General features: G+C 24.3%; 9 protein-coding genes and 1 pseudogene. 3 read left to right on the plus strand and 7 right to left on the minus strand.

Annotated elements, in window-relative coordinates; all coding sequences use genetic code 11:
• The 3 genes from AWT72_RS00110 to AWT72_RS00120 are packed head-to-tail and all read right to left on the minus strand — an operon-like array spanning position 1 to position 5,707.
• Positions 1-1,575 (minus strand): L,D-transpeptidase family protein, encoded by a 1,575-nt coding sequence (locus AWT72_RS00110; protein WP_156286074.1) that lies wholly within the window; start codon positions 1,573-1,575, stop codon positions 1-3.
• A gap of 1 nt (position 1,576) precedes the next feature.
• Positions 1,577-5,026, minus strand: coding sequence for a chromosome segregation protein SMC (gene smc / locus AWT72_RS00115; RefSeq protein ID WP_067138970.1), 3,450 nt, complete (start codon positions 5,024-5,026; stop codon positions 1,577-1,579).
• Positions 5,027-5,707: a glycosyltransferase family A protein gene (locus tag AWT72_RS00120; RefSeq protein WP_067138973.1), complete on the minus strand. Its 681-nt coding sequence runs from the start codon at positions 5,705-5,707 to the stop codon at positions 5,027-5,029.
• A gap of 201 nt (positions 5,708-5,908) precedes the next feature.
• Between AWT72_RS00120 and rplS the strand changes: the two genes are divergently transcribed.
• From rplS to AWT72_RS00135, 3 genes and pseudogenes are all read left to right on the plus strand, one after another.
• The gene (gene rplS / locus AWT72_RS00125; RefSeq protein WP_067138976.1) at positions 5,909-6,259 is read left to right on the plus strand and encodes a 50S ribosomal protein L19; all 351 of its coding nucleotides are present in this window, start codon (positions 5,909-5,911) and stop codon (positions 6,257-6,259) included.
• A gap of 719 nt (positions 6,260-6,978) precedes the next feature.
• A complete protein-coding gene (locus AWT72_RS00130; protein WP_067138979.1) occupies positions 6,979-8,157 on the plus strand; it encodes a DUF819 family protein in 1,179 nt (392 codons plus the stop codon).
• A 116-nt stretch (positions 8,158-8,273) separates the two neighbouring features.
• Positions 8,274-8,813 (plus strand): annotated as a pseudogene (locus AWT72_RS00135) (ClbS/DfsB family four-helix bundle protein).
• 114 nt (positions 8,814-8,927) lie between these two features.
• Here the strand turns inward: AWT72_RS00135 and AWT72_RS00140 are convergent.
• The 4 genes from AWT72_RS00140 to recA form a co-directional block, all read right to left on the minus strand.
• Positions 8,928-9,344 carry a hypothetical protein gene (locus AWT72_RS00140; RefSeq protein ID WP_197407577.1) on the minus strand — a complete coding sequence of 139 codons (417 nt, stop codon included), beginning with the start codon at positions 9,342-9,344 and terminating at the stop codon, positions 8,928-8,930.
• Between the two features lie 68 nt (positions 9,345-9,412).
• Entirely contained in the window at positions 9,413-10,462 is a 1,050-nt protein-coding gene (locus AWT72_RS00145; RefSeq protein WP_067138985.1) for an FAD-binding protein, read from the minus strand.
• The gene (locus AWT72_RS00150) at positions 10,459-11,043 is read right to left on the minus strand and encodes a regulatory protein RecX (RefSeq protein ID WP_067138988.1); all 585 of its coding nucleotides are present in this window, start codon (positions 11,041-11,043) and stop codon (positions 10,459-10,461) included. The genes AWT72_RS00145 and AWT72_RS00150 overlap by 4 nt, the downstream gene beginning before the upstream one ends.
• Positions 11,012-12,073 carry a recombinase RecA gene (gene recA, locus AWT72_RS00155; RefSeq protein WP_067138991.1) on the minus strand — a complete coding sequence of 354 codons (1,062 nt, stop codon included), beginning with the start codon at positions 12,071-12,073 and terminating at the stop codon, positions 11,012-11,014. The genes AWT72_RS00150 and recA overlap by 32 nt, the downstream gene beginning before the upstream one ends.
• Positions 12,074-12,078 lie beyond the last annotated feature (5 nt).

Genomic DNA, 12,078 nt, shown 5'->3' on the forward strand with positions numbered 1-12,078 from the left:
CTATTTTACTATTACCATTACTGGTTCTTTCAGTATTCTATGACCCGCTTTATTAACATGACTATATTTTATCCAATGATATAAATATTCTACAACTTCATCATAATTTCTTACGCATTTATGTGATATAGCATAAGTTCCTAATAAAGCTTTCGTATTTATTTTTCTTGATTCTAATGTTTCTTCTGGCTCATACTTATATGGTACACCATGCATATATGCTCCACCTGAAAATCTTATTGCATACTTGGCTTCTCCTACAATTTTTATTTCTTCTGTTTCACTATCATTTACATATTTCATAACTGGTTTTGTTAAGGCTACTAAGAAATAACCATTAGGAGTTTCAAAACCATATTTACTTTTTTTACCTGTTGTAACATCAGAAATCAATTTTACCTTATAGTTTCCATTCTCATCTAACTCAAATGTTATTTGATTTTGATTTCCCTTACTAATGTATATAAATTTATTTATCTTTTCATCAATTTTTGTTCTTCCTATATATTTACTAAATTTTTTAGGGAAATATAAGGGCATTTCATAAAAAGGTGATACTATTACATAATGCTTTTTCGATTCATCTATTATTGTAAATATAGCTCTATCTGGTAAATTATACAGTTCTTTTTCAGTTTCATCAGTATATACTGTTACACTTTGATTTGCATAATTACCTTTGGCATCAACTTTTCCATCACTACTTGTATCAAGTGGTACAAATTTAGATAAAACTCTAATTTTACCTTTATATTTTTCTACAAAAGTATTTAGTTTTTCTATTTCCTTTATAGCATCTTCGTAATTATACTCTCTTTTAATTACTAAATCAGAACGAATATATGCTTCTGTTCCTTCGTTAGTTTTCACTTTATACCATTTTTCATTAATTTCATTTTTTTCTAGTGCTAATAATTCTAATTTATCATACTTATTAGCTCTTGAAACTCTCTTTGACTTTACTGTAGGTAATTCTCTTAAATTAGAGTTACGCTTTATAAAAACATAATTATCATAATTTCTTTCAAATTCTTCCAATGTTATATCAAATTCCAAATTATCTAATTCTACATTTTCATAATCTTTTATATGTTTAAAACCTTTTTTCTTTTCAACAGAATTTGTTTTTTTAACCTTATTTTTTGTTTTATCTTTTTTAGGCTTATCTGTTTCTTTTGGCTCTTTTTTATCAACTGAATCATCTGATTTTTTAGCCTTATCTTTAGTTTCATCATTTTTAGACTTATCTGTTTCTTTTGGCTCTTTTTTATCAACTGAATCATCTGATTTTTTAGTCTTATCTTTAGTTTCATCCTTTTTAGGCAAATTTTCCCCTTTTAATTCTTTAGTATCAACTGAATTAACTGTTTTTTCAACTTCGTCTTTTGTTTCAGTTTTTACTGAATCGGTTGTTTTTTGAACCTTTTCTTTTACTTCATCTTTTTTTAGTTTATTTTCCTCTTTTAATTCCTTAGTATTAACTGCTTTGTTAATATTATTTTCATTAGAAATTTTTTCTGTATATGTTAAAAAACTAAAAATGAATGTTGTAAATATTATTATTATTTTTTTCATATTATATATCAACAGATACTATTATAGATTCTCCGACGTCTTTTTTCATTGTTACTCCATATAGTCTGTCTGCTCCTTTCATTGTTTCCTTATTATGTGTTATTAGTATAAATTGTGATGAATCAAACCTTTTTAATAATCCTATTAATTTTTTAGTGTTATTTTCATCTAGGGCTGCTTCTACTTCATCAAAGAAAGTAAAAGGAGATGGTTTATACATAAATATAGACATTATAAACGATACCGCTAACATAGATTTTTCTCCACCAGATAATAGGCTTAATGATTGTTCTGGTTTGTTTTTGTATTTAACACTTAATTCTATTCCTGTTTCTATTGGATTGTCTGTATCTTGTATTTTTATATTACCCTTTGCACCATTTAATAATTCATTACACATATATTTAAAATTATTTGAAATTTCATCTATTGCAACACTAAATCTTCTTATTATATCTTCATCTATATCTTTAATTAAATCTAATATACTTTCACGACTTCTATTAAGGTCAAACTTATCATTTACTAATTTTTCATATTTAGAATTTTCTACTTTATACTCTTCAATAGATGCTAAATTTACTTCTCCTAAATTTGCTCTACTTCTTTCATTTAATGTAATTTTTTTCTCACATAATTTTAAATTACCTTCATCTTCAATAATTTTATAATTTAAATTTTTTAATATATCTGTCTCAAAATCAATTAATTCTGACAACATTTCCTTATTTTGTTCAATTATTTCATTATTTCTTTCTAAATTTTCTGCTAATCTATCATTTCTATTATTGTTATCTGCTATTTTTAAATCTACTTCATTTCTTTCATCTAGTAATTTAGTATGTTCATTAGATAAATTAGAGTTTTCTCTCGTTAAATTTTCAATATCTTTTTGAGATTTAGTATTTTTTGAGCCAATATTTTCAATTTCATGTTTAGTCTCTTCTAGTTCTTTATCTAAATCATTATAAAGTTTATCTTTATTGTTAATAAATTGCATTATAGACTTTAATTCTGTAGATAATTTAGTGTAAACTTCATCTTTTTCAGTAAATTTAAATTCAATATTTGATTTTTTCTCTTCTAAAATTGCTTTTTTTATTCTAAAATTATTTAAATCTTCATCATAACTTTCAGTTTTTTCTAACTCTTCTAATTCTTCTTTTAATTGATTTTTAGTGTTAGCATTTTTAACAATACTAATATCTATATTTTTTAATGCTTTCTTATTTATCTCAATTTCCTTAGACTTTTCAATTACAAAATTATTATTTTCTTCTATTTCAAATATATATGTATCTATTTCTCTTGCTAAACTATTTTTTTTCCTTTTGTAATCATCGTATTCTTCTTTTAAGTTAGATATTTTAATATTAGATTCAGTTAATTCATTAGTTAAATCATTTATAGTTTTAGCATTTGATTTAATTTTTTCTTCTAAAACATTTTTTTTCTCTTCTAATTCTTTTAACCTTTGTCTTTTAAATAAAGTGTCATCTAATTTTTTATTAATATAACCCCCAGTTATTCTACCAGAACTGTTTATTATATCACCATCTAAACTAACTATTTTATCTCTAAAGTTTTTAGATACACTTAATGCATTTTCAATTTTATCAACAATAAGGCTATTAGCAAATACATGCTCTATAACTTTATTTATATTAGAATTATTACTAATATTCTTAACTACATTTCTAGCATATATTAAGTCGCCAAACTTATCGTTTATTAATTTTCTACTATTTAATCTATTTATAGGTAAGAAAGAACAAGTTCCTACTCTATCTTTTTTTAATAAATTTATATATTTAGTGGCTACTTTATCATCTTCTACAACTATATCATTAAATGAGTATGATGCTAAGACTGATATTGCTAATTGATACTTAGGATCTATATCTATCATTGATATTAATGGTCCATATACTTTATTATCATTTTTAGAATTATTATGCACAAATTGTATTGCTCTATTCATTTGTGATAAATTATCTAAACTAGATTTTATAGAAATATATTCTGATTTTATATCTTGATAAGCAATCTTATCTTTATGAATAATATCGTTTAACTTATTTAGTTTGTCCTTTATTTCTGTATTTTTAACAAGCATATTTTCATAGTTATTATTAGTATCATGTCCTTTATTAATACTCTCTAATTTTTTAATAGCAGTTTCTTTTTCTTCTAAAGTTTGCTCATTTCTTTTTTTAGCTTTTATTATTCTTTTTTCTAAGTCTTCGTTATCAGCCGATATTTTTATCTTATCTACTTCAAATTTCTTGTATTCTTCATCTAAATTTTTTAAAGTTTCTGTCAATTTATTTTTTTTATCAATCTTTTTATTTTGTAATTCTTCTATTTCTTTTATATGTACACTTAAATCACTATAATCTTTTTCTATAAGGTCTTTTTGACTTTTAACTTCTTCTAAATCTACTTTTAATTTATCAATATCTTTAATTAATTCTTCTTTTTTTATTTCTTTATTATTAACTTCAGCATCAAAATTGGCTTTTTTAGATATAAATTCTATCTGCCTATCTTTTAATTCACTTAATTTTTCATCATATTCTTTATTTTTACTAAAAATTTCATCTAATAAATTTTCTATTTCTGATTTTCTATTATTATTCTTACTAATTAAAGTTATTAATTCTTCATGTCTATTTTTAAGATTATCTAATTTATCAGCATATATTTTTTGATCTTTAATAATGTTTTCATTTGCTATACTTAAATTATCTATCTTGTACTTACTAACCATATATTTTAAAGTGTTAATATCATTAGTATATGCGCTATATATTCTGGCTTTTTTTGATTGTTTTTCTAAACTATCTACTCTTTGCCTTAAATTTTCTTCTACAAATTCTATTTTTTCTATTTCATCTTCTACATTTTTTAATTTTTTAAATGATATTTCTTTTTCAGACTTGGCTTTTTTTATACCTGCTGCTTCATCTATAATATTTCTTAATTCCAATGATGATGATGATATTATACGCTCTACTTTACCTTGTCCTATAACAGAATATGCTTGTTTACCAATACCTGTGTCCATAAATAGGTTAGTTATATCTTTTAATCTAGATTTTCTATTATTAATACTATATGAACTATCTCCACTACGGCTTATAGTTCTATTAATAATTACTTCATCATTTTCAATATCAAAATATCTATCTGCATTATCTATTATTAAACTAACAGAAGCACTGCTTCTTGCTTTTCTATTCTTACCACCAGAAAATATTACATCACTACTATCTTTTGCCCTTATTGATTTATAACTTTGTTCTCCTAATACCCAAAGTACAGCATCTAAAATATTACTCTTTCCCGAACCATTAGGTCCTACTATACCTATAATCCCTTTATTAAAATCTATACTTACCTTAGACGAAAAAGACTTAAATCCATTTAATTCAAGACCTTTTAAATACATTTACTTACCTCTTTTCAATAATTTTTTAATAGCCTTTATAATTATACGAAAATTTCTTCTTTTAAAAATTTCTTCTTTTAAAAATTCTTTTAATTCTTGTTTATCAAGTTCAAACCCTGAAAAAGTTTGAATTTTATGATTATATAAAAAATCCAATTTATAGCCTTGCTTTAATAAGTTTGAAATATAGTCTATATTCAAAACATTGGACTTATATTTATTATTAAATAAATATATATCTTTTCCTTTTATATTAACAAAAAAATTATCTTGCCTTACTAATTCTAATATATTAGATGAATTAATTAAAGTATCATCTAATACTAAATCTTCACTCATATCATTACATATATATATTATATTTTCTTTATCGTATAAGTAATTAGTTACTCTTTCTATTGTATTAGGCATATATATAGTTTCTATATCAGGAAAACTTATTACTTCTCCTGAAATTTCAAATAATGCTTTATTTCTCATATGTGATATAGAATTATTTTCTACATTTATATATTTTATATTAAAATACTGTTTATATATATTAATTATATCTTGATTTTCTGAGTTATTTGCATTATCAACTACTATTAATTCAAAAGTTTTTATAGTTTGATTTTTTAAAGTTTTTAAAAATTTCCCCACGTCTTTACCATTGGGGGTTAGTATAAGTGATATTTTCATAATATTTTCCTTTCAACTTTTGATATCATATTATAACATATTTATTAAAGTTTTTTAAACTTTTTCATAATTTTTTATGAAATAAATATTAAAAAAGTTGATATTTTTTCAATATTATGTTATTATAATGTTTGTAATACCAAAGTGGTCCTCTATAAAATATTTATACGAACACTTTATAATGAAGGGAGTGTATGTTTTTTGAAAGAAAAATTAATCGAGTTAGTAGAAAAAGAATACTTAACACAAGATTTACCTAAATTCAAAGCAGGTGATACTATTGCAGTTCACTACAAAGTTAAAGAAGGTAACAAAGAAAGAATTCAAATATTTGAAGGAATTGTTATTAGAATAGCTAATGACGGTATATCAAAAAATTTCACTGTAAGAAAAGTTTCTTCTGGTATAGGGGTTGAAAGAATTATACCTATAAATTCACCATTAGTGGATAAGATAGAAGTTAAGAAGTATGGTAAGGTAAGAAGAGCAAGACTTTACTACTTAAGAGAACTATCAGGTAAGGCAGCCCGTATTAAAGAAATTAGAAAATAAAACAGAGAAAACATATTTAAGTCCAGTAAATACTGGGCTTTTTTGTTTTAAAGAAATATATATAAAAGACTAAAGATTTTGATTTAATGGCACTTTAATAGCGAGTTTTATCTACTGCTAAACTTATAAAATTATATTGAAAAAATATTTAAAAAATCATATAATAAATTTATAAATCGGAGGAAATAAAATGCAAAATTTTATAAATACATTAATAGAAAAATTAAAATTAATTAAGGCTCTTAGCAGCTAAGTAAAAGATTAAGGTCCTAAGCGACTAAGTAAAGAGGAGAAGTTTAACTTCTCCTTAAATATATAAAAAAATAATGTACTGAGTGTAAGCGGTAATAAAGTAATCAAGTCGATTAAAAGTTGACAAATGTATTAAACTATTACTGAGAAATCAAACATCTAAAATTGTAGATTATGAGGCTTTAAGCCTAAGATTGAAAAAAGGAATTGAAATATATTCCTTTTTTTAATACATAATTTAAACATTTAATAATACAGTTTTATTATATTAAATATAAAACAAAAACTAGAAAGCATATTTAAGTCCAGTAAATACAAGATTTTTTGATTAATTAAAAAATTGACTTTTTTTTAAAAAGGGTTACAATCTAGTATAAGGGTAATAATTTATATAATATATAAGGGAGTAAAATCCCAAAAGCACAACAACATTACAAAATCAAAAAATCTAGAAGGGGGATTATTTTATGATTACAAATGGTTTTCATTTTGTTGCATTACTTTTATTTTTATCTGGAGGAGTTATATTTGCGGAAAAAAAATTTAAAGATTCTTGGTTTTTTAAATATATACCATCTTTAGTTGTAATTTATTTTGGGGCTATGGTTTTATCTTCTCTAAATGTTTGGGACATGAGTGTAGAAAGTGTTTCAAGTGCAAGAGGAATTTTAAGAAGTTCTATATTACCTGCCATGATATTTTTAATGTTATTAAGAGCAGATTTAAGAGATATAGCAAAACTTGGACCTAGAATGATACTTTCATTTTTTGCATCAACAACAACAATAATAACTGGTTTCATAGTTTCATTTATCATATTTAAAAATGGATTAGATCCTAATGCACCTATGACATTTGGTGCTTTGGCTGGTAGTTGGGTAGGTGGAACACAAAACATGGTTGCTGTTCAACAAGCAATAGGTCTTAAAGGGTCTGGTATGGGTTATACATTACTTATTGACTCTATTGATTATTCACTTTGGATAATGTTTTTATTATTCTTAGTTCCATTTGCGCCTAAGTTCAATAAATGGACTAAAGCAGATACAACTAAGATTGATAAAATAAATGAACGTTTAACAGCCAAATTTGATAAAATAAGTAAAGTAATAACATTCCATGATATATCATTTTTATTAGGTATAGGTTTTGCAGTTACTGCTGTTACAGGAATAGTTGCCGAAAAAATAGCAGAACTTCCAGTTCTTTCATTTATGGGAGCAACTGCTTGGACTATAATTTTAACTACAATTTTAGGTATTATTGCCGCTATGACACCACTTGCAAGAGTACCAGGTTCACCAGAAGTATCTAATGTATTATTATACTTACTTATTGGACTTATAGCAGCAGGTGCTAAATTTTCTGAACTTACAGAAGCACCTATCTATATATTAGCAGGATTTGTAATACTTGCTATTCATGGAATATTAATGGTTATAATTAGTAAGATATTTAAATTAGATTTATTTACCTGTGGTATAGCTTCACTTGCAAATATAGGCGGTGTTGCATCATCACCAGTACTTGCAGCAGCATATTCACAAGCATTAGTACCTATAGCAGTACTTATGGCTTTAATTGGAGTTATAACGGGAACATTCTTTGGTATTGCTCTTGCTAATTTCTTACAATTTTTAGCATAGTAAAATATATAAATTGAAAAGTTCGTATTAATGTGCGAACTTTTTTGTTTCTCAAAATGAAAATTACCCTCGACTTTTTATGGGGGGGGGGGTAATAAAAAAAGGAGATGATAATTATGGGGAGACCAACAACTAAAAAAGATTTACTTGAAGCAGCAAATGCTAATTTTAATAAACTTTGGCAATTAATTGATTCTTTAACAGAAAAAGAATTTAATACTGAAATGAATTTTTCAAAAGATTAAAAAAAGAAAGAAGCTCATTGGAAAAGAGATAAAAATATAAAAGATATATTAGTACATTTACATGAATGGCATCAGTTATTATTAAATTGGATTATTAAAAATAAACAAGGTAAAGAAACAAAATTTTTACCCGAACCTTATACTTGGAAAACTTATGGAGAAATGAATATTAAATTTTATGAAAAACATAAAAATACTTCTTATGAAAAAGCAGTAGAAATGATAAAAAATAGTCATAATCAAATTATAAAACTAATTGATACATTTACTAATGATGAATTATTTACAAATAAATATTTTTCATGGACAGGTACAACTAGTGTAGGAAGTTACTGCGTTTCTGCTACTTCAAGTCATTATGATTGGGCTATAAAAAAAATAAAGGCACATAAGAAAAATTGCAAAAATTAGAAATATAAAAATCACTCTATATTTAACATAGAGTGATATTTTTTTATCGTTTAAAATAAAACAATACTATCATAGTGACTAAAATTTCATGTATTATTATTATTATTATTATTATTATTCAATATTTGGCATCTTATTTGACTTTAACCAATAAACACCATCATTAGATACATTGTGTCCATATCCACATTCAAATCCATATTTATTTTCATTTCCATAACTTAATGTTTCAATCTCAATTTTATCTTTTTTTATTTTCATTTCAAACTTACATATACCATATTCAGTTATAGTTTTCTGATAAATTATTCTATCTTTTATATCAACTATACCTTGCAAATCTCCTAAATTACCATTTCTACTATTATATAAAGTAATATCAAACCATATCTTATTATCATTAAGTTCTATAATTTTTAGAACATTATATTTATCTTTTTCATAAGTTCCTGTAATTTTACTATTTAATTTTGCTTTTTTTAAAATTTTAGCATTATTATATAGGTATTCATTTTCACTATTTGCAAACAAAATGATATTAAAAAACACAAAAAATATATAAATACTTTTTATTATTTTACTTTTAAAAATCATGATTATTATCCTTTTATACTCATGCTAAAAATACCACTTTTAATTATTAATTTTCTAATAATTTTATTATACATAAATTTAGATTTTAATTTTTTTAAGAATAAGTTTATTTTAACTTTTAGTATATATTTATTCATATTTTCACTATCATTAAACTGTTTTGCTAAATTTTTTGATGAATTAAGTGCATAACTAATTCCTTCTGCTGAACTAGGACTTATTAATCCACCTGATTCTCCTATGAAATATATATTATCTTTTTCAAAAAATAGTTCATTTATTTTTAATGGTCTATTAATATATGTCATTTCCACTTTTATTTTTTCAGAAAATTTATATGCTTTATTTTCTAATTTCTTTTTTAATTTTTCAAATTTTTTCCTAGCACTACCTGTATTTTCTACGGCTGTTCCTAATATTAAAATATTTTCTTTTGGTATAATCCAAGAATAATAGTCTGTTATTTCACTATCAAAAACAGCAACAAAATTATTAATATTTTCTTTTGTTGTTATATTATAGTATTCTTGTATAGATATATATTTTTTAGGATTATTTTTTATATCTAAAATCTTTCTAAGTTTAGAATTAGCACCATCTGCTGCTACTATATACTTAGTTTTAACTTTTATTTTTTCTTTATTTTCTATATATTCTACTAAATATTCATTATCAATTTTTTCAAAATTTTTAAATGAACTATTAGTTTTTTTATCTACATTATCAGGTATTAAAGAAAATAACCAATTATCAAATTTACCCCTATTCATATTATAGTAAAATCTTTGATAGTATTTTTCTAAATTATTATCAAAATCTATAACTTTAACAGCAAAAACTTGAGGACTTACTAGAATTTCTTTGGGTATTGATAAGTTCTGACTAGCAAGACTTTTCTGTGCATCTGGTGCTAGTAAACCACCACAACATTTAGCATTACTATCTATCATACTTTTTTTCTCTATAATTAATACTTTAAATTTTTTATCTAATAATCTTGCTAAATTAGAACCAGCAGGCCCTGCTCCTATAATAACTATATCATATTCTCTCATTTATTCATTAGTTCCTTTAATGTAGATTTAATACTTTGATAATTGTAACCTTTTCTCGTTAATTTCAATATTATCTTGTTTTTATCTGTATTCATTTCTAATAGTTTTTCTACTTCTTTTATTAATTGATTTTCTTCTATTTCTTTTGGTATATCTTCATATGCAATATCTATATCTTCTTTTTTTATACCTTTTTGCATAAGTTTCATAGTATTTTTTATCTTACTATTTTTATGACTTAAAATATATGATATAGCATAATCTATATCATCTAAGTATAGATTATCTTCTAACCAATCTAAAACTTGATTTATTAATTCTTTATCACTGTATTTAAGCCTTAATTTTGAATATAATTCATATCTAGTTCTTGATTTTAAATATAGATAATACATAGCCTTTTGTTTTATTGAAGCAAAAAGTATGTCCTTATATATATTTGATATTTCCATATTTTTTTTTAATTTAAATTCATATATTATATCAGGACTAATATCTATCACTTCTTCTATTTGCTCTTCTTCAAAATCATTTAGTAAATATAGTTTATTACTTACTATCTTCTGTATTATCTTCTTCATTTACTATTTCCTGTGGTTTTATTTTATTCATAACTTCTTTTTCTAATTTTTCTAATATTTCAGTATTTTCTTTTAAGAAGCTCTCAACATTTACTCTACCTTGACCTAATCTTATATCTCCATAACTAAACCATGAACCACTCTTAGTTGCTATCTTAAAGTCTATTGCTGCATCTAAAATTTCTCCTATTCTTGATATTCCAGTTCCATACATTATATTAAATCTTGCTTCTTTAAATGGTGGTGCAACCTTATTTTTAGTTACTTTTGCAAGTATTTCATTTCCTATTGCCTCTTCTCCTTGTTTTACAGAACCAACTCTTTTTATCTCTATTCTAGTTGTAGCAAAAAATTTAAGAGCACGCCCGCCAGAAGTTGTTGTTTGCACACCTGGTGTAAATGAAAATCCTATTTTTTCTCTTATTTGATTTATAAATATCATAACTGTATTTGATTTAGATATAGAACCTGTTAATTTTCTTAGAGCCTTAGACATAAGTCTAGCTTGTAATCCCATTTGTTGATCAGCCATTTCCCCATCTATTTCTGCTTTTGGTACTAGTGCTGCCACTGAGTCCACTACAACAACATCTAATGCTGCACTTCTAACTAACATATCTGCTATTTCTAATGCTTGTTCTCCACTATCTGGTTGAGATATTAATAACTCATCTATATTAACCCCTAATGCCTTAGCATATACTGGATCTAATGCATGTTCTGCATCAATGAATGCTGCTATACCACCATTTTTTTGTGCTTGTGCTATTATATGTAGAGCAATGGTAGTTTTTCCTGAAGATTCTGCACCATATATTTCAACTATACGACCCCTAGGTACTCCCCCTATTCCTAATGCTATGTCTAAGTTAATACTTCCTGTTGGTATTGAACTCACATTCATTTTTTGGTTTTCTCCAAGTTTCATTATAGAACCTTTACCATATGCTTTATGTATGTTTTCTATGGTAAATTTTAACGATTTCTCCTTATCTTCTATACTTCCAACTTCTTCTTTTTTCTTTGCCATTACTT

It is taken from the genome of Oceanivirga salmonicida, assembly GCF_001517915.1.
In the GTDB taxonomy this organism is placed as follows: domain Bacteria; phylum Fusobacteriota; class Fusobacteriia; order Fusobacteriales; family Leptotrichiaceae; genus Oceanivirga; species Oceanivirga salmonicida.

What these genes read in the sequence shown, in the direction of transcription:
- AWT72_RS00110 (WP_156286074.1), bottom strand. Translation starts at nt 1,575, where the DNA reads ATGAAAAAAATAATAATAATATTTACAACATTCATTTTTAGTTTTTTA.
- smc (WP_067138970.1), bottom strand. Translation starts at nt 5,026, where the DNA reads ATGTATTTAAAAGGTCTTGAATTAAATGGATTTAAGTCTTTTTCGTCT.
- AWT72_RS00120 (WP_067138973.1), bottom strand. Translation starts at nt 5,707, where the DNA reads ATGAAAATATCACTTATACTAACCCCCAATGGTAAAGACGTGGGGAAA.
- AWT72_RS00130 (WP_067138979.1), top strand. Translation starts at nt 6,979, where the DNA reads ATGATTACAAATGGTTTTCATTTTGTTGCATTACTTTTATTTTTATCT.
- AWT72_RS00145 (WP_067138985.1), bottom strand. Translation starts at nt 10,462, where the DNA reads ATGAGAGAATATGATATAGTTATTATAGGAGCAGGGCCTGCTGGTTCT.
- AWT72_RS00150 (WP_067138988.1), bottom strand. Translation starts at nt 11,043, where the DNA reads ATGAAGAAGATAATACAGAAGATAGTAAGTAATAAACTATATTTACTA.
- recA (WP_067138991.1), bottom strand. Translation starts at nt 12,073, where the DNA reads ATGGCAAAGAAAAAAGAAGAAGTTGGAAGTATAGAAGATAAGGAGAAA.